Origin of the sequence: Cupriavidus sp. SW-Y-13 (assembly GCF_009793345.1) — a bacterium.
Classification (GTDB): Bacteria; Pseudomonadota; Gammaproteobacteria; order Burkholderiales; family Burkholderiaceae; genus Cupriavidus.
This window is the reverse complement of record NZ_WHLX01000001.1, coordinates 1839723-1860210: the sequence shown is the minus strand read 5'-3', so window position 1 is coordinate 1860210 and position 20488 is coordinate 1839723. Positions and strand designations below refer to the sequence as shown.

Sequence of the window (20488 nt, the reverse complement as noted above, 5' to 3'; positions counted from 1 at the left end):
GACGGCGGGCGGAGTTTGGCAGTACCATCCGGTTTTCGCCTCTCCCGTTCGCGGGAGACGGGCCTACAACTTCCGAGCAGGAGTGCCCTCCGATGACCGAACCCAGGCGCCAGCCTCGCACCGACGTGATCCAGCACGTCGCCTTTGAACATGCAGGTGTGATTGGGGATGTCGCGCGCGATCGCGGCCATGAGATCCGCCTGTTCCAGGCGGGCGTCGATGACCTGACGCTGGTGCAGACCGATCCGGCGGACCTGCTCGTGGTACTGGGCGGCCCGATCGGCGTCTATGAAACCGAAGCCTATCCATGGCTGGAAGCCGAGATTGCCGTGATCCGCCAACGTCTGGAAGCGGGTTTGCCGATTATCGGTGCCTGCCTGGGCGCGCAACTGATTGCCGCGGCGTCGGGCGCCAGGGTCTATCCGGGGACACGCGAAATCGGCTGGGCGCCGATCCAGCCGACTGAAGCCGGCAAGAGGTCGCCGCTGGCACTGCTCGCCAATGCCGACTGGGAAGTTCTGCACTGGCATGGCGATACCTTCGACCTGCCGGAGGGTGCCGAACGACTGGCCTCTACCGCAGCCACGCCGAATCAGGCGTACGCCATCGGCAAGCATGTGCTGGCGCTGCAGTTCCACCCCGAGGTCAAGGCGGGCGACATCGAGACCTGGCTGATCGGCCATACCGTCGAACTCGCCAAGGCGGGCGTCGATCCCCGCACCATCCGCCGCCGCACTGCTGAGATTGGCGCGACGGTAGCCAGTGCGGGCGAACTGATGTTCGCGCGCTGGATGGAGGAGGCAGGGTTGTGATTGTTGTCGATACCGTTATGGCAGGCCGACTCCAGCCATTCGGACCCAAGGGCGTGCCGAGCGGCATCGCCAAATCCCCAGTCGACGGTCCGGTGCGTGTCACGACCGTCGGATTGGATATCGACGAGCAGGGCGACCCCAGGCATCACGGCGGCCCTGAGAAAGCGCTGCACCACTATCCGCGCGATCACTATGCGGGTTGGCGACAGGAACTGGCCGGGCAGGGCGGCAATGTGGCGCCGCTTGACCAACCGGGCGCGTTCGGCGAGAACCTGAGCACCGTGGGCGTGACCGAGGCCGATGTCTGCGTGGGGGATCGTTATCGGCTCGGCACGGCGTTGCTCGAAGTCTCGCAGGCGCGCCAGCCGTGCTGGAAACTCAATCACCGTTTCGGGTTTGCTGGCATGTCGCGTGCCGTGCAGGGCTCGGGCAGGACGGGGTGGTATTACCGAGTGATCGAAGAAGGCGAGATCGCTGCGGGCGATCGGCTGGAGCTGGTGAACCGTCCCTATCCGCAATGGACACTGCAGCGCCTGCTGCATGTGCTCTACGTGGATCGGCTCAACTATGCGGCGCTCGCCGAGATGGCGGAGCTACCTTGTCTGGCGGAAAGCTGGAGGAAGCTGGCGCGACAACGCGTGGCGAGTCAGGTGGTGGAAGATATGGAGAAGCGGTTGGCGGGTGGGTGATGAATCGTCACTAACGACCGTCGCTATGCGCTCCCTTTGTCTTGCTCCCCTCTCCCGCCTTGCGGGAGAGGGGTTGGGGGAGAGGGGCGGCAGTTCAAAATTCGACCAGTCGGTAAGCAGAACCTCTTGCCCTCTCCCCCGCCCCTCTCCCGCGCTGCGGGAGAGGGGAGTAAACCATCAGGGATGATAGGGTTCAACCCTCCCGAAACCGCCAGGCCGTCCCTTCCCTCGTAATCCGCTCCCAGATCACCTGCTTTTCCTCTTCGCTATAGAACACCCAGTTGCTGACCTCGCCTGCCGTGCGGCCGCAGCCCTGGCAGATTTCGTCGAACAGGGTCGAGCAGATGCCGATGCAGGGGCTGTCCGGACGGTCGGCCAGGCGTGACTGGGCCGCGTCGGCTTGCGGGATAGGGGCCTGCGGGTGAAGCGGATCGGCGGGGTGGTCTGACATGTGGCGGGAAAGGCGGGGGCGGCAATGACTGACCGCGCATTATAAACGGCCCCCCGCATCCCTCCCCGAGTCCTTATTACGGCAGAGGTCATTGTGGAACGCCGGCCCGGCACCTACGCTGTCTTCACAACCGCTATCACACCCGGACAAGGAGACCACCCATGCCAGACCAGACCGTCCAGACTGTAGATCCCCGCGCGATGGCCATGCTCGAATCGGTGCTCATTGGTTCGCCCGTGGCGCGTGCGCTTGGCATCCGCTTTGGCCGGGTCGAGATCGATCATGTGGAGTTGCTGCTGCCGTTCAGCATGCAGAACATCACGGTGGGCGACATGGTGCATGGCGGTGTCATCGCCACGCTGATCGATGTAGCGGGCGCGGCGGCGGCGTTCACGAACGTGGATCAGGAAACGGTGAAGGGCGGGGCAACGTCTTCGCTGTCCATCCAGTACCTGGCGCCGGCGAAGTCCGCCACGCTGCGGGCAGTGGCCGATGTGGTGCGTCGGGGCCGCAGGCAGGTGGTGACCGAGGTCGCGGTCTATGCGGAAGCGGAAAATGAAAGGGCCGCGCTCTGCGCCAAGGCGTTGATGAGCACGGCCCTTCTTTGAAACGTCAGGACTTCGGCGGGATCAGTACTTCCAGAAGATCTGCTGCAGCGCCTTCGGATCGTTGGTCTTGGTCAGCGCCAGCGCCATCAGGATGCGCGCCTTCTGCGGCAGCTGGTCATCCGTCACGATCCAGTTGTACTTGTCATCGGGCTGCTCGGCGTTGCGGACCACGATGCCGCTGCCGGTGCGCGATGCGCGTACCACCTGCACGCCCTTGGCCTGTGCCGCCTTGAGCGATTCCACCATGTAGTCGCCCACGCTGCCGTTACCGGTGGCTGCATAGACGATGGCCTTGGCACCGCTCTTCACCGCAGCATCGACGCTGGCTGGGTTGACGTTGCCGTAGGCATAGACCACGGCCACTTCCGGCAGCTTGTCGATCTTGTCGATATCGAACTCCGTCTGCGTCGTGTGCGGACGGGCCAGCGTACGGTAGTACAGCGTGCGACCTTCCACTACGTAGCCGAGCGGGCCGAACGGCGAGCGGAACGTTTCGGTCTTGAACGTATTGGTCTTGGTCACGTCGCGGCCGGTGTGGATCTCGTCGTTGAGCACGGCCAGCGTGCCCTTGCCCTTCGAGGCCGGGCTCGACGCCACCAGCACGGCGTCATACAGGTTCAGCGCGCCATCGGCACCCAGCGCGGTGCCCGGACGCATCGAGCCGACCACCACCACCGGCTTGTCGCTCTTGAGCGTGAGGTTGAGGAAGTACGCGGTTTCCTCGATCGTGTCGGTGCCGTGCGTGATCACCACGCCGTCCACATCCGGTTGCTTGAGCAGTTCGGAGACGCGCTTGCCCAGTTTCAGCAGCCGCTCGTTGTTGAAGCTCTCGGAGCCGATCTGGAAGATCTGTTCGCCCTTGACGTTGGCGACTTTCGAGATTTCCGGCACCGAGGCAATGATCTTGTCGACTGGCACCACGGCGGACTGGTAGGCCGCGGTGTTGGTGGCCGAGGCCCCTGCACCGGCGATGGTGCCGCCCGTGCCGATGATCACGATGTTCGCCTTGCGTGCCTCGGCCGTGGTGCCTGCGGGCGCCGTGGCGCTGGGCGACGGTGCGAGCTGCGCATGGGCCGCGCCGGCCATCAGCGTGGCGGACAGCAGCAGGGCGGTGACGATGGGTTTCAACTTGGCAGGATGTTGCATGCGTTCTCCTCTTGGCGGCATCGTGGCGACTTCTTGTGGAAGCGGTGATGCCGCTGGTGGCTGGGTCATGAGACTGCGGCTGACGTACTGCTGGCCCTCTCCCCCGGCCCCTCTCCCAGAGGGAGAGGGGAGAAAACCAAAAGGCGCGGGAGAGGGCCGTCGTCAACCAACAGAGCGAGCACTATACCCACCAAAAAAAGTTGCGTCGACAACTGCGCCAGCGCTGTCACAAGTCCGCAAAGGTACGCCTGATAAGACAAAGCGGCATCTTCCCTTTCGAAAAGATGCCGCTCGAACAATCTAAAGAATCAGCGATCAGGTATTGCTCAGAACGCGTCTCCCGGCACCCTTACCCAGCCTTCCATCAGCACGCGTGCGCTGCGGCTCATGATGGCTTTCTTCACTGTCCATTGCCCATCGGCCTGCACCGCTTGCGCGCCAACACGCAGCGTGCCGGACGGATGCCCGAAGCGCACGGCCTCGCGCTCACCGCCGCCCGCCGCCAGGTTCACGAGCGTGCCGGGCACTGCTGCCGCCGTGCCGATGGCGACTGCAGCCGTGCCCATCATCGCGTGGTGCAGCTTGCCCATCGACAGCGCGCGGACCAGCAGGTCCACGTCCTCGGCCTTGACCGCCTTGCCGCTCGATGCCGTGTAGGTCACCGGTTTCGCCACGAAGGCGACTTTCGGTGTGTGCTGGCGCGTCTTGGCCTCGTCGATGTTCTGGATCAGACCCATGCGCTTCGCACCGTAGGCGCGGATGGTTTCGAACATCGCCAGTGCCTTCGGGTCGCCGTTGATGGCGTCCTGCAACTCCGTACCCGTGTAGCCGATGGCCTCGGCCTCGACGAAGATCGTCGGGATGCCGGCGTTGATCATCGTGGCGCGCAGCGTGCCGACACCGGGCACTTCGAGGTCATCGACGAGGTTACCGGTGGGGAACATCGCACCGCCGCCGTCATCGCCTTCGTCGGCAGCCGGGTCCATGAATTCGAGCTGGACCTCGGCAGCCGGGAAGGTCACGCCATCGAGTTCGAAGTCGCCGGTCTCCTGTACTGCGCCGTCCGTGATCGGCACGTGCGCGATGATCGTCTTGCCGATATTGGCTTGCCAGATCTTCACGGTAACCGTGCCGTTTTGAGGAATCCGCGATGCCTCGATAAAGCCGTTGCTGATCGCGAATGGCCCCACGGCTGCCGACAGGTTGCCGCAGTTGCCGCTCCAGTCCACGAATGGCTGATCGATCGATACCTGACCGAACAGGTAATCGACGTCGTGACCGGGACGCGTGCTCTTGGCGATGATCACCGTCTTGCTGGTGCTCGACGTGGCGGCGCCCATGCCGTCGATCTGCTTGCCGTACGGATCGGGGCTACCGATCACGCGCAGCAGCAGCTTGTCGCGTGCGGCGCCGGGCACCTGCGCGGCTTCCGGCAGATCTTGCAATCGGAAGAAGACGCCCTTGCTGGTGCCGCCACGCAGGTAGGTGGCGGGAATCTTGATTTGAGGTGCGTGAGCCATCGTAATTGTCCTAATCAAGCGCGGCGATATCAGGCCGCTGCGCGCGACGATTCCAGGAAGTCCTGCGCAAAGCGCTGCAGCACGCCCCCGGCTTCGTAGATCGACACTTCTTCGTCGCTGTCCAGGCGGCACAGCACCGGCACTTCGATCTTGTCGCCATCGCGGCGATGGATCACCAGCGTCAGTTCCGCGCGCGGACGGCGTTCGCCGATCACGTCGAAGGTTTCGGTGCCGTCGATGTTGAGCGTGGTGCGGTTGGTGCCCGGATAGAACTCCACCGGCAACACGCCCATGCCGATCAGGTTGGTACGGTGGATGCGCTCGAAGCCTTCGGCAACGATGGCCTCCACACCGGCCAGCCGCACGCCCTTGGCTGCCCAGTCACGCGACGAGCCCTGGCCGTAGTCGGCCCCGGCAATCACGATCAGCGGCTGCTTGCGCTCCATGTAGGTCTCGATGGCTTCCCACATCCGCACCACCTTGCCTTCCGGCTCGATGCGGGCCAGCGAACCCTTCTTCACGGCACCATCGACCACGGCCATTTCGTTAAGCAGGGTCGGATTCGCGAAGGTGGCGCGCTGGGCGGTCAGGTGATCGCCCCGGTGCGTGGCGTACGAGTTGAAGTCCTCTTCGGGCAGCCCCATTTTGGCCAGGTACTCGCCAGCCGCGCTGTCCAGCAGGATCGCGTTCGACGGGGAAAGATGGTCGGTGGTGATGTTGTCGCCCAGCACCGCCAGCGCGCGCATGCCGTGCAGCGTGCGTTCGCCGGCCAGGGCGCCTTCCCAGTACGGCGGGCGGCGGATATACGTGCTCTGCGGACGCCAGTCGTACAGCGGATCGATGGACGTGTCGTTCTCCGCATGTAGCGCGAACATCGGCTCGTAGACCTTGCGGAACTGCTCGGGCTTGACGCTCTGGCGCACGATGGCGTCGATTTCCTCGTCGCTCGGCCAGATGTCCTTCAGGTAGACCGGCTGGCCATCCGTGCCGATGCCCAGCACATCCTGCTCGATATCGAAACGGATGGTCCCGGCGATGGCATAGGCCACCACCAACGGCGGCGAGGCCAGGAATGCCTGCTTGGCGTACGGGTGGATGCGGCCATCGAAGTTGCGGTTGCCCGAGAGCACTGCCGTCGCGTACAGGTCGCGATCGATGATTTCCTGCTGGATCTTCGGATCGAGCGCGCCAGACATGCCATTGCAGGTCGTGCAGGCGAACGCGACGATGCCGAAGCCGAGCTTTTCGAGATCGGGCAGCAGCCTGGCTTCTTCGAGATAAAGCTCGACCGCCTTGGAGCCCGGTGCCAGCGACGACTTCACCCACGGCTTGCGCGTCAGCCCCTTGGCATTGGCGTTGCGGGCCAGCAGCGCGGCGGCGATCACGTTGCGCGGGTTGCTGGTGTTCGTGCAGCTCGTGATGGCCGCGATGATGACCGCGCCATCGGGCATCTGGCCCGGCGTTTCTTCCCACTTGCCGGCAATGCCGCGCGCGGCCAGGTCGGACGTGGGCAGGCGCTTGTGCGGGTTCGACGGACCGGCCATGTTGCGGACCACGGTGGAAAGATCGAACGAGAGCGTGCGCTCGTACTCGGCATTGGCGAGGGCATCGGCCCAGAGGCCAGCCGTCTTTGCGTAGGTCTCGACGAGTTGCACCTGTGCTTCGTCGCGGCCGGTCAGGCGCAGGTATTCGGTGGCCTGGCCGTCGATGAAGAACATCGCAGCCGTGGCGCCGTACTCGGGCGCCATGTTCGAGATCGTGGCGCGGTCGCCCAGCGTCAGGCTAGACGCACCTTCGCCCCGGAATTCCAGATACGCGCCCACCACCTTTTGCTGGCGCAGGAATTCGGTCAGGGCCAGCACGATGTCGGTGGCGGTGATGCCCGGCTGGCGGCGGCCGGTCAGTTCCACGCCGACGATGTCCGGCAGGCGCATCCACGACGCGCGGCCCAGCATCACGTTTTCGGCTTCCAGTCCGCCCACGCCGATGGCGATCACGCCCAGCGCATCCACGTGCGGCGTGTGGCTGTCAGTGCCGACGCAGGTGTCGGGATAGGCCACGCCGCTCACGGTATCGGCATGGATCACCGGCGACATCTTCTCCAGATTGATCTGGTGCATGATGCCGTTGCCCGGCGGGATCACGTCGACGTTGCGGAACGCCTTCTTGGTCCAGTTGATGAAGTCGAAGCGGTCTTCGTTGCGGCGATCCTCGATGGCGCGATTCTTCTTGAACGCATCCGGATCAAAGCCGCCACATTCCACGGCCAACGAGTGGTCGACGATCAGTTGCACCGGGACCACCGGGTTGACCTTGGCCGGATCGCCGCCTTGATCGGCAATGGCATCGCGCAAGCCAGCCAGATCCACCAGTGCGGTCTGGCCCAGGATGTCGTGGCAGACCACGCGGGCCGGGAACCACGGAAAGTCCAGGTCGCGGCGGCGCTCGATCAACTGCTTGAGCGAGTCGGTCAGCGTGGCCGGGTCGCAGCGGCGCACGAGGTTTTCGGCGAGCACGCGGGAGGTGTAGGGCAGCTTGTCCCAGGCGCCGGGGGAGATGTCATTGACGGCGGCGCGGGCATCGAAGTAGTCGAGCTTCGTACCAGGCAGCGGCTTGCGATAGGCGGTGTTCATGGCGGCGTGAGGACTGGGTGCTTGCCGCCCGCGCGGTTCCAGGGGAACGCAGCGGGCGGTGGCACTTTTACTAGTGACTGGGGTTGCCCCCGGACGATGCGAGTTGTGCGGACTGAGTTGTGCAGACTCAGGCGCGCTTCTCGATCGGCACGAACTTCAGGTTTTCCGGGCCGGTGTAGTTGGCCGTGGGACGAATGATCTTGTTGTCGATGCGTTGCTCGATCACGTGCGCGGCCCAGCCCGAGGTGCGCGCAATCACGAACAGCGGCGTGAACATCGCCGTGGGCACGCCCATCATGTGGTAGCTCACTGCGCTGAACCAGTCGAGGTTCGGGAACATCTTCTTGGCGTCGGCCATGACCGTTTCCAGGCGCTCGGCGATGTTGAACATCTTCATCGAACCGGCGTCCTTCGACAGCTTGCGCGCCACTTCCTTGATCACCACGTTACGCGGATCGCTGATCGTGTACACCGGGTGGCCAAAGCCAATCACCACTTCCTTGTTCTCCACACGGCGACGGATATCGGCCTCGGCCTCGTCCGGCGTGTCGTAGCGTTTCTGGATCTCGAATGCCACTTCGTTGGCACCGCCATGCTTCGGGCCGCGCAGCGCGCCGATACCGCCGCAGATGGCCGAGTACATGTCAGAACCCGTACCGGCCACCACGCGGCAGGCGAACGTCGAGGCGTTGAATTCGTGCTCGGCGTAGAGATTCAGCGAGGTCTGCATCGCACGTTCCCACAGCTTTGACGGCGGCACGCCATGCAGCAGGTGCAGGAAGTGGGCGGCGATGGAGTCGTCGTCGGTTTCCACTTCGATGCGGCGGCCGTTGTGGCTGTAGTGATACCAGTACAGCAGCATCGAACCCAGGCTGGCCATCAGGCGGTCTGCGATATCGCGTGCGCCCGGCACGTTGTGGTCGTCCTTCTCCGGCAGCACCGTGCCGAGTACGGACACGCCGGTGCGCATCACGTCCATCGGGTGGGCGCTGGCGGGCACCCATTCCAGTGCAGCCTTGACGTTGGCGGGCAGGCCGCGCAGCGCCTTGAGCTTGGCCTTGTAGGCGGCCAGTTCGGCGCGGGTGGGCAGCTTGCCGTGGACCAGCAGGTGGGCCAGTTCCTCGAATTCGCAGGTATCGGCGATGTCGAGAATGTCGTAGCCGCGATAGTGGAGATCGTTGCCGCTGCGGCCTACGGTGCACAGCGCGGTATTGCCGGCGGCAATCCCGGACAGGGCAACAGACTTCTTGGGCTTCGGCGTGGCCAGCGGTTGGGCTTCGGACATCGGGGTCTCCTTGTTTTGTGCTTTCTGTGAGGTGGGCTTGCGAGCTGCCATGGTGGTTCTCTCGCTAATCGGAACTGAAGGTTGTCTCTGTCTCGGAGGCGGTCGGGTCTTACTTGCCCTTGCCTTGTGCGAACAGCGCGTCGAGCTTGTTCTCGTAGGCATGGTAGTCGATCCGCTCGTACAGTTCGGCGCGCGTCTGCATCGTATCGACCACATTCTTCTGGGTGCCGTCGCGGCGGATGGCGGCGTAGACGTTTTCGGCAGCCTTGTTGGCGGCGCGGAAGGCCGACAGCGGGTACAGCGACATCGCCACGCCCACGCTGCGCAGGTCATCGAGCGTGAAATACGGGGTGGCGCCGAACTCGGTCAGGTTGGCCAGCACGGGCACCTTCACGGCATCGACGAACTTCGCATACATGGCCAGATCGGTCATGGCTTCCGGGAAGATGGCGTCGGCGCCGGCTTCCACGCAGGCCACGGCACGCTCGATCGCCTTGTCCAGTCCTTCCACGGCCAGCGCGTCGGTACGGGCCATGATCACGAAGTTCTGGTCGGTACGGGCATCCACGGCGGCCTTGATGCGGTCGACCATTTCATCCTGACCGACGATTTCCTTGCCCGGGCGATGGCCGCAGCGCTTGGCGCCCACCTGGTCCTCGATATGCATGGCCGCTGCGCCGAACTTGATCAACGAGCGCGTAGTGCGGGCCACGTTGAAAGCGGAAGAGCCGAAGCCGGTATCGACATCGACCAGCAGCGGCGTGTCGCAGACATCGGTGATGCGGCGGATATCGGTCAGGACATCGTCCAGGTTCGAGATGCCGAGGTCCGGCAGGCCCAGCGAACCGGCTGCCACGCCGCCGCCCGACAGGTAGATCGCACGGTAACCGGCGCGCTTGGCCAGCAGGGCGTGATTGGCGTTGATCGTGCCCGGGATCTGCAGCGGGGATTCATCGATCAGAGCCTGGCGGAAGCGGGCACCTGCGGAGCGGGCGAGTTCGTTGGCGGTGAAGGTCATGGCGTGGATCTCGTTGGTCTTCTATTCGATTTCGTTTCAAAGCTGCTTCGGGGGCAGGGCGGTGCAATGAAGCGCAAGGGGTGTGCCAGCAGGATGGGACCGTACTGCGAGTGAATGGATCGGCTCGCGGGTATCTCGTAATCCCTTACGTTTCAAGGGGTTGGGTTCCTTGTGCGCAACTTGGGGCCACCTTCCGTGTCGTGTGGATTTCACTTTCACGTATTTCGATGAATTCCATGCATTTCAAAGTTGAAATGCATGGGGCAGCGGCGCACAATGCCAACACCCCGACCGACTATATGCCTTACCCGGCTCTCCCGCCATGTCGTCCCTGCCTTCCATCGCGCTGAAACCCACCCCTCCCACTGCTGCCGGCGCCCGGCCCAGGATATGGGCAATGGGGATCAGCCGACTGTCGCGTGCGTTTGCCGACTTGATTCCCGCCTACGCAGCGCGGGCCGAGTTCCGCATCGTCGGGCGCGCCTTCGAAGCAGCAGCCAGCGCCATCAATCGCGAGGCGCGCGAGAACCGGGTGGATGTCGTGGTGGCGGGCGGCTCCAATGGTGCCTATCTGCGGCAGCACGTGGACGTGCCCGTGGTGCTGGTCAAGGTGACCGGCTTCGACGTGATGAGCGCGCTGGCCACGGCGCGGCGCATCTCTCCCAAGGTGGCGCTGGTGACGCACGCCTCGACCTACGCTGAAGTCGACGAGTTCGTGCAGGCGTTCGGCCTCGATATTCCGCGCTACACCTACCTGACCGAAGACGACGCCACGGCGCGTGTGCGGGCGCTCAGGGAAGAGGGCATTCGCGTGGTGGTGGGGCCGGGCATGGTGACGGACCTTGCGGACAAGTACGGGCTGGTGGGCGTGTTCCTGTATTCCGGTAATGCCGTGCGGCTGGCGCTGGAAGATGCGATCGAGGCCGCGCGGCTGCGGCGTATCGAATCCACGCGGCGCGACTACGTGAATGCCATCCTGGCCCATCTGAACGAAGGTGTGGCCGCCGTGGATGCGGAAGGGCGCGTCCAGGCGTTCAATCCTGCCATGGAGCGATTTCTTGGCACACCGGCGGGCGTGGCCGTGGGCCGTAAGCTCTCGACGCTGGCACCGGGTTTGTCGCTCGATGGCGTGATGCAGAGCGGCACGAGCGATCTGGAGGCGATCCATCGGCTCGGTGATCGCATGGTCGTGGTCAATCGCATTCCCATTGTTGGCGAGGCGGGTAGTTCCGGTGCGGTGCTGACCATCCAGGATGCCAACGCGATTCATCGTGCGGACCGCAACCTGCGCTCGCGCAATCGTCCCCGGGCTGCTGGGGTGCGATACAGCCTGGATGATCTGGCTGGCGATTCGGCGGCAATGTCGGGTTTGCGGGCGCTGGCGCGGCGCTACGCCGTGGTGGATTCCACCGTGCTTGTGAGCGGCGAGAGTGGCACCGGCAAGGAAGTGCTGGCGCAAGGCATGCACGACGCCAGTCCGCGCCGCGCGTTTCCGTTCGTCGCAGTCAATTGCGCGGCTTTCCCGGAAACGCTGCTCGAATCGGAACTGTTCGGCTACGAGGAAGGCGCCTTTACGGGCGCGCGACGGGGCGGCAAGGCGGGCTTGTTCGAATCGGCCCATAACGGCACGCTGTTCCTCGACGAGGTGGGCGACATGCCGCCTGCACTGCAGACCCGGCTGCTGCGTGTACTGCAGGAAAAACAGGTGCTGCCGATTGGCGGGATCGAAGCGGTGCCGGTCAACGTGCGCGTCATCGCCGCCACGCACCGGGACCTCGCCGCGCTCGTGCGCGATGGCACGTTCCGCCAGGATCTCTACTACCGGCTCAACATCCTCCGCATCGAAATGCCACCGCTGCGCGAGCGCTCCGCCGACCTCGCCGCGCTGGCGTTGCTGCTCTATCGCCGTGCGCAGGAACGACTGGGCATCGCGGCGCCGCAGCCTCTGCCAAGGCTGGTGTCCGAGCGTCTGGCGTCTTACGACTGGCCAGGCAATATCCGTGAACTGGAGAACGTGACCGAACGGATCGCGGTGCTGGTGGCAGGGGTGGAACTTGCCCCGATGGCCTTGCAGCAGGAATTGCAGGCCGCCGTGCCCGAACTGTTCGCCACCCGCGAAGCCGCGCCATCGCTGGCCGGTATTGCCCGGATGAGCGAAACCGACCACATCCGCCGTGTGCTGGAGGAGTGCGGCGGCAACCGCGCCGAGGCGTGCGCGAAGCTGGGGATTAGTGCGACGACGTTGTGGAGGCGGTTGAAGGGAGCGTAAGCGTTCTCATCTCCCACGGATTTCGCTCCCCTCTCCCGCGACGCGGGAGAGGGGCTGGGGGTGAGGGCAAGCGGATCTGCTTGCCAATCACGCTCAGATTTTTCACCGCCACGCCCTCTCCCCCAACCCCTCTCCCACCTGCGGCGGGAGAGGGGAGCAAACAAATGGACGGCGCGAAGGCTAGTAACGCAATTAACCGCCAATATTCTCCCCACCCAAACAAAAAAGGCTCCCCCGATTCCGGGCGAGCCTTTTCCTCTTCGTCTGCAGGAGCCAGGCAGTCAGTCAAACATCATCCGCCAACCGTACCCCCGTGAACTGCCACCGTTGATGCGGGTAGAAGAAATTCCGGTATGTCGCCCGGATGTGCGACTCGGGCGTGACGCACGACCCGCCGCGCAACACCATCTGGCTGCTCATGAACTTGCCGTTGTACTCGCCCACCGCTCCCGTGCTCGGCTGAAAACCGGGGTAGGGCAGGAAGGCGCTGGCGGTCCATTCCCAGACATCTCCGAACATCTGGCGCAGCACACCTGACGTGTTCTGCCGATCCGGCAGTGGGCGCAGCGCGCGGCCTTCGATGAAGTTGCCGGTGGCGTGCAGATTGCGGGCCGCGTGCTCCCATTCGGCTTCGGTCGGCAGCCGGCGCTCGGCCCAGCGTGCGAACGCGTCGGCTTCGAAAAAACTCACGTGCGTCACCGGGCTATCCGGATCGACGGGATGCATGCCGCGCAGGCTCATCTGCCACCATGTACCTTCGCGCGCTTCCCAGTACAGCGGCGCCTCGATCTGGTTGTCGCAGACCCAGCGCCAGCCATCGGACAGCCATAGTCCAGCCGTCTGGTAGCCGCCATCCTCGATGAACTCGAACCATTGATGGTTGCTCACCGGATGCGTACATAGCGCGAACGGCCGCAGCAGCACCTGGTGCCGAGGGCCTTCGCAGTCGAACGCGAAATCGTCACTGCCATGCCCGATCGAGACGATGTCGCCGGCAAAGCGCACCCATTCCGGTGCGGGACGCGGGTCCGCCACCACCGGCTCCGCCAGTTCCGGCGCATAGGCAGGCCGCAGCGGATTCTGGGCGAACAGGTGCAGGATGTCCGTCAGCAACAGCTCCTGGTGCTGCTGCTCGTGATTCAGGCCAAGGGTGATGAGCGCCGCTTCGTCGTCGGTCTGCGCAGTCATGAGCAGCGAGAACATGCTCTCGTCGACGGCTTCGCGATAGGCCAGCACCTCGTCGAGCGTGGGCCGGGTCAGCAGACCGCGCTTCGGACGCGGATGACGCGCGCCAACCGCTTCGTAATAGGAGTTGAACAGGTAGCGATACTGGGGGTCGACGGGTTCGTAATCGGGTAGCCGTGCGGCGAGCACGAACTCCTCGAAAAACCACGTCGTATGGGCCAGGTGCCACTTGGCCGGGCTGGCATCGTCCATCGACTGCACGGTGGCATCGGCATCGGTCAGGTCCGCCACAAGCATTTCGCTGGCGGCGCGCACATGGCGGTACTGGGACAGCAGTGCGGGTTCCTGCGGAGGATGGCTGGCGGTGGCTGGCAACAGTGCTGAGGCTGTGGGCATGCAGGCTCCCGGTGGCGTGGCGGACAGTCGAACCATCATAGACCTATCCGCCCGGCGGGGCGAGCGGCCGGAGATCGGGTGTGGGTGTAGGTTGGCGCCTACGCGGTCACGCCAGAAAAACAAAAAAACCCGCATCCCCCGACCGGAGAGGTAAGGGGATGCGGGTGGCAGCGTCGGCGCCAACGGGATGGCGCCGGGTACTTCACGGAGTGATGGGTCGTAGCAGATTCAGACTCAGGCGGCAGCGCGTACGGCGTCGTTCAGCGCGGCAATCTCGGTACGGGCCTGGTTCAGGCCGGCTTCGCGGGATTCCGGACCCATCGCCAGTCCATGAGCACGGACAAACTGGATATCCGTCACGCCCAGGAAGCGCAGTACGGCGTTCATGGTGATCTCGTGCAGGTCCAGCGCCGAATCGTCCTGGCGCACGCCGCCACGCGACGACACCACGATCGCACGCGCCTTGGCCAGACCTTCGGGGCCGTTGGCCGTGTAGCGGAACGTGCGGCCAGCCTGGGCGATACGGTCGATCCAGGCCTTGAGCTGGCTCGGAATACCGAAGTTGTATTGCGGTGCACCGATCACCAGCACATCGGCAGCCAGGAATTCGGCCAGAAAGGCTTCCGTGCGATCGAGTTCGGCTTGCTGTTCTGCGTTCAGCCCTTCCTTCGGGCCGCCCAGCACGGGCAGCAGGTTGTCGGTCAGGTGGGCGGGTGCCTCGCGGTTGAGGTCGCGGACGGTCACGTTGGCGGCGGGGTTGGCTGCGACAAGGTCGGCCACCACGGCGGCGGTCAGGTTGCGCGAAACGGAGTTGTCACCGAGGACGCTGGAATCGATCTGGAGGATGTTCATTTGTCTGGCCCCACTGAAGTTCGTTTGGATGGACTGAAAGATAGAGGGTCGCCATTGATGCCGGTAGTGAGGCAAAATGCAAATGATTGTTCTGCAGATGCAACGACGAACGAGCCCCCATTAATCGCCCCCAAGGTCAGACATGCAGGATCTCAACGATTTGTCCCTCTTTGCACAGGTCGTGCAGCACGGCAGTTTCTCGGCCGCCAGCCGCGCCAGCGGTGTCCCCAAGTCGCGGCTCTCCCGCCGTATTGCCCAGTTGGAGCGTGACCTGGGCGTGCAACTGCTTCGCCGCACCACACGACAGGTGCGTGTCACACCACTCGGTGAAGCCTATTACGCGCGGTGCCGCGAGATGCTCCAGGCTGCCGAGGCGGCGCGCGAGGTGATCGACAGCGCCCGCGAGCAACCCGGCGGCGTACTGAAGGTCAGTTGCCCGGTTGCAATCGTGCAGATCCTGCTGGCGCCCAGCATCGGCCAGTTCATGCGTGCCAATCCCGGCATCGAACTGGAGATCGAGGCGACCAATCGACGCGTAGATGTGATTGCCGAGGGCTTCGACCTGGCCCTGCGCGTGCGCAACGTGCTCGACGATTCCAGCCTGGCTGTGCGCACGTTCGGCAAGAGCGACCTGAAACTGGTGGCCAGTCCCGCGCTGCTCGACAGCATCGGTCGGCCCCGTACGCCGCAGGCGCTGGAAGGCATGCCGGGCCTGGGACAGAAGCCGCACGAAGGCCGCCATGTCTGGACGCTGTTCGACAAGTCAGGAGAGCCCGTCCACATCGGCTACCAGCCGCGCCTGATTTCCGACGAGTTCGCGCTGCTGCGCGAAGCCGCCATCGCAGGTGCAGGGGTCGCGATGTTGCCGCGCATGTACTGCCGAGACGAAATCGAGCGCGGCGAGCTTGAAGTGGTGCTGCCGCAGTGGGATCTGCCGATGGGCGTCTTGCACGCGGTGTTCCCGTCCCGCCAGGGCGTGACGCCTGCGTTGCGGCGTTTTCTCGATTTCCTGGCCGAGGTGCTGCCCGAGCATGCACGCCGGGTCGGCATGATGCCGCATGGTGGATTGGCGATGCACCTGACACCGCCCATGGGGCTGCCACCGGGAGAGGACGCGTAGGCACCTGCTGAAAAGCGTGCGGATAGGCTGGAATCCGGTCAAACGCGACAAGTTAGCGTCTTTACCTTCACGTCGGCACGGGCTAAGGTAGTTGAATGCAGGTCACATGTGGATCTGCATCCAACGGCAGGACTTTCAGGAGGGAACACCATGAGTCGCACGCAAGGAACGCAAGACCTTGGCAAGGCCATTCTGCGGATAGCCCTCGGGGTGCTGATCCTCCTTCACGGTATTGCCAAGTTGATGGCGGGTCCCGGATTCGTCATGCAGGTAGTGGCGCAGGCCGGGCTGCCTTCCTTCGTGGCCTATGGCGTCTACATCGGTGAAGTGGTGGCGCCCATCTTGTTGATCATTGGCCTGTTCACGCGGCTGGGCGGTCTCATCATCGCCGTCAACATGCTGTTCGCGTTGGGGCTGGTCCACGTCAAGCAGCTTGGCGAAATGGCGAACACAGGCGGTTGGGCGCTGGAACTGCAGGGCATGTACCTGGCAGCGGCGCTGGCCGTGGCGTTTCTCGGTGCGGGCCGCCTGAGCGTGGGCGGCATCGACGGTAAATGGAACTAGGACTCGACGTCATCAGACGTCACTCGACGCAATCAGGAGCTCGCATGCAATTCACGAAACTGTCGCAGTGCCACATGGCCCTGCGTGGCCTGCCTGTGGCTGGCGCACTGCTGGCAGCGCTGGCGCTGACCGGCTGCGCCACTGGCCCGGACATTCGCTCGGACTACAACCGCAGTGTCGATTTTGGGCAGTTCCGGACGTTCGGCTTCGAGCCGAAGCTGGGGACGGACCGGCAAGGGTACGAGACCCTGACCACGCAGTATCTGAAAGGCGCCGTGCAGCGCGAAATGACGGCGCGTGGCTACCAGTTCGCGCCGCAGCGGCCGGACCTGCTGGTCAACTTCAACGTGCAGTTCCGGCAGCAGATCGTGAGCAACCCGGCGCCGTTGCCACCGCCGGGCTACGCGGGCTACTACGCGTATCGTGGCGGTCTCTATGCGCCATGGCCGGGCTACGGGTTCTATAACGACACGTACACCTACACCGAAGGCACGCTGAACATCGACGTGATCGACGCGAAAAAGAACCAGCTCGTCTGGGAAGGCATCGCGCAGGGCGACGCCAGCCAGGCCGATCCGCAGAACAACCAGGCGGCCATCGACAAGGTCGTGGGCAAGATCTTTACCAAGTACCCCTTCCGGGCCGGACAACCGTCGCCGGTCAGCCCGCCGCCTGCGAAGTAATTCCTCGCAAAAACGCGCCACAACGCCCGCAATCGAAAACTTTAGCGAAAGTTCCGGGTAAGTTTTTGTGCGCGCGACGGTCTCGCCGATCCAGACCCGCTACAATCGCTGCCCGTGGTTTTCTAACGTGCAAATTGAAATGGGTCTGGGCTGGTTCGGAATTTCGACCTTCTGGCTGTTGCCGCTTCTCTGGCGAACGGTGAGCCGTGTGCTCGCCGGCGATCGTCGGTTGTTCGGCCGGGGTTCGCTGCGCGTGCTGATGGGTACTGTGCTGGTGCTGGGCGCCAGCGCCACGCTGGAAGCGCTGACAGGCGGCGAGACCGCTGAAGCCACTCATGCCCTGGCAGGCGGTGCAGCGGGCCATGCGCTGGCCGGTGCTGTCTCGAGCATGCTCGGCTGGACGGGTGGGTTGCTGATGATGCTGGCCGTGCTCGGCTTGTCGGCGCCCATGGTATTCGGCGAGACGTGGCGCGGTCTGTTCCAACTGCATCGTCCTCCGGTCAATCCGGAAGAGAACCGTCCCTCGCCGAAGCCCGCCGCACGTGCCGAGACGCGCGTGGACACCCGACACGACACGGTCTCCACTTCTTCATCCTTCTCTTCTTCATCGCCGGCGTCTTCGCGCGACGATGCGGACCGTTGGGAAACCACGTCGATGCCTTCGCAAGCTGGCCGGCAGCCGCTGCGCCAGAAGGGCATCGAGCCGGTCTCCGCACGCCGCCAACCCGCATGGCAACCACCGGCGCGTACGCGGCAATCGCCGCCGCAGCCGGGCGAGATCTGGCTGCATCACGCCGATGCGCCAGGCGTGGTCAAGCGCGATGCCACGCCACCGTCGGCACCCGTGATCGCTGCGCGTGCTCCGTCGTCGGCCTCGTCGGCGTCTACAGCGACCAAGCCCGCACAGAAGCCTGTCCAGACACCCGCGCAAAAACCTGCGGCCCGTCCCACCCCTGCTGCGGCGCCTCAAGCCACCGTTGTCAGCAGTCCGTTCCGCAATCCGCAACTGGGTCTTCGCTCGGCGGTTACCACGCTGCCAGAGGCCATGACGAAGCCGGCGGCAGCCGTCGCGGCTACGCCCGCCGTGAGTGCAGCCGTCGCCGAGGATGATGCCGTGGCGGTTGTGGAGGCCCCGTTACCGGTGGCCGCTCCCGCTGCCACGCCTGCGCAGCCCGCTGTACCGGCGGAAGATGTCGTGCCCGAGGATGGCGTGACGCTTGACTCCATTCGGGCCGAGGCGCTGGCGTTGATGGCGGAATTGCGTGCACTGGCTGGCAAGCCAGGGTCCGCATCAGAGACCGGGTCGCTTGCCGAAGCAGAGGCCGCAGTCGAAGCCGAAGCCGAAGTCGCAGTCGAAGCCCTGGAGGCAGAGGCCGAAGCAGTCCCGGAGGTGAACGAACCGGAGTCCGAGGTCGCCGAGGTTGTGGATATCGCCAGGGTTGAGCTTGTCGAGGAAGCGCCGCTGGAAGTCATCGCCCAGCCCATCCAGGAAGCCTTGCCTGCCCAGCCCTCCGCATCGGAAGCCATCGAGCAGGCGGTAGCCGCCTCGATGGCGGAAGAACAACCCGACGACGTGCCATCGTCCGACGAGCCCGCCGCGCTTGAAGACGCCAACGTTTTCGTTCAGCCCGCGCCCAAGCCGCGCATCGTGCTCCAGGCCGTGATCGGCAATACGGTGCCGCTGGCGCCTGCGCAACCCGTGGTACCGGCACCGGTCGTCGTGGCGCCGCCGCCCCCGGCAGCCCCGCGCGAACCTGTGGATTACCGCTTGCCGGGTGTGGATCTGCTCGCCGCTGAAGACGGCAATATCGAAACGGTATCGGAGGAGCGCTTGCTCCAGACCGGTGAACTGATCGCCCAGCGACTGGCAGAGTTCAAGGTGCCGGTATCGGTGGTGGGTGCCAGTGCGGGTCCGGTCATCACGCGTTTCGAGGTCGATCCCGCCGTGGGTGTGCGTGGCGCGCAGGTGGTGGGGCTGATGAAGGATCTGGCGCGTGCGCTTGGCGTGACGTCGATCCGCGTGGTCGAGACCATCCCCGGCAAGACCTGCATGGGCCTGGAACTGCCGAATGCCAAGCGGCAGATGATCCGGCTGTCGGAGATCGTGAGTGGCAGCGCGTTCGATGCGCATGCGTCCAAGCTGGTTCTGGCGATGGGCAAGGACATCACCGGCAATCCCGTCGTGACGGACCTCGCACGCGCGCCGCACCTGCTGGTGGCGGGTACGACCGGCTCGGGCAAGTCAGTGGCGGTCAACGCGATGATCCTGTCGATGCTGTACAAGGCCACGCCCGAGGATGTGCGCCTGATCATGATCGACCCGAAGATGCTCGAACTGTCGGTCTACGAAGGCATCCCGCACTTGCTGGCACCCGTGGTGACGGATATGAAGCAGGCCGCGCACGCGCTCAACTGGTGCGTGGGCGAGATGGAAAAGCGCTACCGGCTGATGTCCGCGCTGGGCGTGCGCAATCTGGCCGGCTACAACCAGAAAATCCGTGCAGCGGAAGCGGCGGAGCGCAAGGTGCCGAACCCGTTTTCGCTGACGCCTGACGCCCCCGAGCCGCTTTCGACGCTGCCCCTGATCGTGGTGGTGATCGATGAGCTGGCCGATCTGATGATGGTGGCCGGCAAGAAGATCGAAGAGTTGATCGCCCGTCTTGCGCAGAAGGCCCGTGCAGCCGGTATCCACCTGATCCTGGCGACGCAACGTCCGTCGGTGGATGTCATCACCGGCCTGATCAAGGCCAACATCCCGACGCGCGTGGCGTTCCAGGTGTCATCGAAAATCGATTCGCGGACGATCCTGGACCAGATGGGTGCGGAGAGCCTGCTGGGGCAGGGCGACATGCTCTTCCTGCCGCCCGGCACCGGTTATCCGCAACGCGTACATGGCGCCTTTGTTGCCGACGAGGAAGTCCACCGCGTGGTGGAGCACTGGAAGCAATTCGGCGAGCCTGACTACGAAGAGGCGATCCTGGCGGGCGATGCCCCGGAAGGGGCAGCCGACCTGTTCGGGGAAGGGGGTGGCGATGCCGAAGCCGATCCGCTTTATGACGATGCCGCGCAATTCGTCCTGACATCGCGTCGCGCATCGATCTCGGCCGTGCAGCGCCATCTGCGCATTGGCTACAACCGGTCCGCGCGCCTGATCGAACAGATGGAGGTTGCCGGACTGGTCTCGCCAATGGGCCGCAACGGCACACGCGAAGTCATCGCGCCCGGTCCCGCCGACTGAAGCGCCCAAGGAACTGGTC

General features: G+C 64.6%; 16 protein-coding genes. 8 read left to right on the top strand and 8 right to left on the bottom strand.

What is annotated here, in order from left to right; translation table 11 throughout:
• Positions 1-92: 92 nt before the first annotated feature.
• Positions 93-812: a glutamine amidotransferase gene (locus GA566_RS08305; RefSeq protein WP_137928503.1), complete on the top strand. Its 720-nt coding sequence runs from the start codon at positions 93-95 to the stop codon at positions 810-812.
• A gap of 17 nt (positions 813-829) precedes the next feature.
• Positions 830-1501 (top strand): MOSC domain-containing protein, encoded by a 672-nt coding sequence (locus GA566_RS08300; protein WP_160472484.1) that lies wholly within the window; start codon positions 830-832, stop codon positions 1499-1501.
• A gap of 193 nt (positions 1502-1694) precedes the next feature.
• Here the strand turns inward: GA566_RS08300 and GA566_RS08295 are convergent, their stop codons facing one another.
• A complete protein-coding gene (locus tag GA566_RS08295) occupies positions 1695-1952 on the bottom strand; it encodes a DUF1289 domain-containing protein (protein ID WP_160472483.1) in 258 nt (85 codons plus the stop codon).
• A 161-nt stretch (positions 1953-2113) separates the two neighbouring features.
• Here GA566_RS08295 and GA566_RS08290 point away from each other — a divergent pair, with 161 nt between their 5' ends.
• Positions 2114-2560, top strand: a complete 447-nt coding sequence (locus tag GA566_RS08290) for a PaaI family thioesterase (protein ID WP_160472482.1) — start codon at positions 2114-2116, stop codon at positions 2558-2560.
• A 21-nt stretch (positions 2561-2581) separates the two neighbouring features.
• Here GA566_RS08290 and GA566_RS08285 read toward each other — a convergent pair whose 3' ends face one another.
• The 5 genes from GA566_RS08285 to prpB all read right to left on the bottom strand — a co-directional run bounded on the left by GA566_RS08285 (position 2582) and on the right by prpB (position 10162).
• On the bottom strand, positions 2582-3706 hold the full coding sequence (locus GA566_RS08285; protein ID WP_160472481.1) for an asparaginase: 1125 nt from the start codon (positions 3704-3706) through the stop codon (positions 2582-2584).
• A gap of 326 nt (positions 3707-4032) precedes the next feature.
• Positions 4033-5226: a 2-methylaconitate cis-trans isomerase PrpF gene (gene prpF, locus GA566_RS08280; protein ID WP_160472480.1), complete on the bottom strand. Its 1194-nt coding sequence runs from the start codon at positions 5224-5226 to the stop codon at positions 4033-4035.
• A gap of 29 nt (positions 5227-5255) precedes the next feature.
• On the bottom strand, positions 5256-7859 hold the full coding sequence (gene acnD / locus GA566_RS08275) for a Fe/S-dependent 2-methylisocitrate dehydratase AcnD (RefSeq protein WP_160472479.1): 2604 nt from the start codon (positions 7857-7859) through the stop codon (positions 5256-5258).
• Between the two features lie 127 nt (positions 7860-7986).
• Positions 7987-9144, bottom strand: coding sequence for a 2-methylcitrate synthase (prpC, locus tag GA566_RS08270; RefSeq protein ID WP_137927491.1), 1158 nt, complete (start codon positions 9142-9144; stop codon positions 7987-7989).
• Between the two features lie 109 nt (positions 9145-9253).
• Entirely contained in the window at positions 9254-10162 is a 909-nt protein-coding gene (gene prpB, locus GA566_RS08265) for a methylisocitrate lyase (protein WP_137927490.1), read from the bottom strand.
• Between the two features lie 322 nt (positions 10163-10484).
• Here prpB and prpR point away from each other — a divergent pair, with 322 nt between their 5' ends.
• Entirely contained in the window at positions 10485-12431 is a 1947-nt protein-coding gene (gene prpR, locus GA566_RS08260) for a propionate catabolism operon regulatory protein PrpR (RefSeq protein WP_160472478.1), read from the top strand.
• A 285-nt stretch (positions 12432-12716) separates the two neighbouring features.
• Here the strand turns inward: prpR and egtB are convergent, their stop codons facing one another.
• Both egtB and GA566_RS08250 read right to left on the bottom strand, forming a co-directional pair.
• Positions 12717-14012 carry an ergothioneine biosynthesis protein EgtB gene (gene egtB, locus GA566_RS08255; RefSeq protein ID WP_160472477.1) on the bottom strand — a complete coding sequence of 432 codons (1296 nt, stop codon included), beginning with the start codon at positions 14010-14012 and terminating at the stop codon, positions 12717-12719.
• Positions 14013-14246: 234 nt separating this feature from the next.
• Positions 14247-14864 carry an FMN-dependent NADH-azoreductase gene (locus tag GA566_RS08250; protein ID WP_160472475.1) on the bottom strand — a complete coding sequence of 206 codons (618 nt, stop codon included), beginning with the start codon at positions 14862-14864 and terminating at the stop codon, positions 14247-14249.
• 142 nt (positions 14865-15006) lie between these two features.
• Between GA566_RS08250 and GA566_RS08245 the strand changes: the two genes are divergently transcribed.
• The 4 genes from GA566_RS08245 (at position 15007) to GA566_RS08230 (ending at position 20469) form a co-directional block, all read left to right on the top strand.
• Complete coding sequence (locus GA566_RS08245; protein ID WP_137927486.1) at positions 15007-15984, top strand: LysR substrate-binding domain-containing protein; 978 nt, start codon at positions 15007-15009, stop codon at positions 15982-15984.
• Positions 15985-16134: 150 nt separating this feature from the next.
• Positions 16135-16548 carry a DoxX family protein gene (locus GA566_RS08240; RefSeq protein WP_137927485.1) on the top strand — a complete coding sequence of 138 codons (414 nt, stop codon included), beginning with the start codon at positions 16135-16137 and terminating at the stop codon, positions 16546-16548.
• A 74-nt stretch (positions 16549-16622) separates the two neighbouring features.
• The gene (locus GA566_RS08235; protein WP_137927498.1) at positions 16623-17231 is read left to right on the top strand and encodes a DUF4136 domain-containing protein; all 609 of its coding nucleotides are present in this window, start codon (positions 16623-16625) and stop codon (positions 17229-17231) included.
• A gap of 139 nt (positions 17232-17370) precedes the next feature.
• Positions 17371-20469 carry a DNA translocase FtsK 4TM domain-containing protein gene (locus GA566_RS08230; RefSeq protein ID WP_160473259.1) on the top strand — a complete coding sequence of 1033 codons (3099 nt, stop codon included), beginning with the start codon at positions 17371-17373 and terminating at the stop codon, positions 20467-20469.
• The last annotated feature ends 19 nt before the right edge of the window (positions 20470-20488 follow it).

What these genes read in the sequence shown, in the direction of transcription:
- GA566_RS08285 (WP_160472481.1), bottom strand. Translation starts at nt 3,706, where the DNA reads ATGCAACATCCTGCCAAGTTGAAACCCATCGTCACCGCCCTGCTGCTG.
- GA566_RS08300 (WP_160472484.1), top strand. Translation starts at nt 830, where the DNA reads ATGGCAGGCCGACTCCAGCCATTCGGACCCAAGGGCGTGCCGAGCGGC.
- egtB (WP_160472477.1), bottom strand. Translation starts at nt 14,012, where the DNA reads ATGCCCACAGCCTCAGCACTGTTGCCAGCCACCGCCAGCCATCCTCCG.
- GA566_RS08240 (WP_137927485.1), top strand. Translation starts at nt 16,135, where the DNA reads ATGAGTCGCACGCAAGGAACGCAAGACCTTGGCAAGGCCATTCTGCGG.
- GA566_RS08250 (WP_160472475.1), bottom strand. Translation starts at nt 14,864, where the DNA reads ATGAACATCCTCCAGATCGATTCCAGCGTCCTCGGTGACAACTCCGTT.
- prpC (WP_137927491.1), bottom strand. Translation starts at nt 9,144, where the DNA reads ATGTCCGAAGCCCAACCGCTGGCCACGCCGAAGCCCAAGAAGTCTGTT.
- GA566_RS08290 (WP_160472482.1), top strand. Translation starts at nt 2,114, where the DNA reads ATGCCAGACCAGACCGTCCAGACTGTAGATCCCCGCGCGATGGCCATG.
- prpB (WP_137927490.1), bottom strand. Translation starts at nt 10,162, where the DNA reads ATGACCTTCACCGCCAACGAACTCGCCCGCTCCGCAGGTGCCCGCTTC.
- acnD (WP_160472479.1), bottom strand. Translation starts at nt 7,859, where the DNA reads ATGAACACCGCCTATCGCAAGCCGCTGCCTGGTACGAAGCTCGACTAC.
- GA566_RS08295 (WP_160472483.1), bottom strand. Translation starts at nt 1,952, where the DNA reads ATGTCAGACCACCCCGCCGATCCGCTTCACCCGCAGGCCCCTATCCCG.
- GA566_RS08235 (WP_137927498.1), top strand. Translation starts at nt 16,623, where the DNA reads ATGGCCCTGCGTGGCCTGCCTGTGGCTGGCGCACTGCTGGCAGCGCTG.
- prpR (WP_160472478.1), top strand. Translation starts at nt 10,485, where the DNA reads ATGTCGTCCCTGCCTTCCATCGCGCTGAAACCCACCCCTCCCACTGCT.
- GA566_RS08305 (WP_137928503.1), top strand. Translation starts at nt 93, where the DNA reads ATGACCGAACCCAGGCGCCAGCCTCGCACCGACGTGATCCAGCACGTC.
- GA566_RS08230 (WP_160473259.1), top strand. Translation starts at nt 17,371, where the DNA reads ATGGGTCTGGGCTGGTTCGGAATTTCGACCTTCTGGCTGTTGCCGCTT.
- prpF (WP_160472480.1), bottom strand. Translation starts at nt 5,226, where the DNA reads ATGGCTCACGCACCTCAAATCAAGATTCCCGCCACCTACCTGCGTGGC.
- GA566_RS08245 (WP_137927486.1), top strand. Translation starts at nt 15,007, where the DNA reads ATGCAGGATCTCAACGATTTGTCCCTCTTTGCACAGGTCGTGCAGCAC.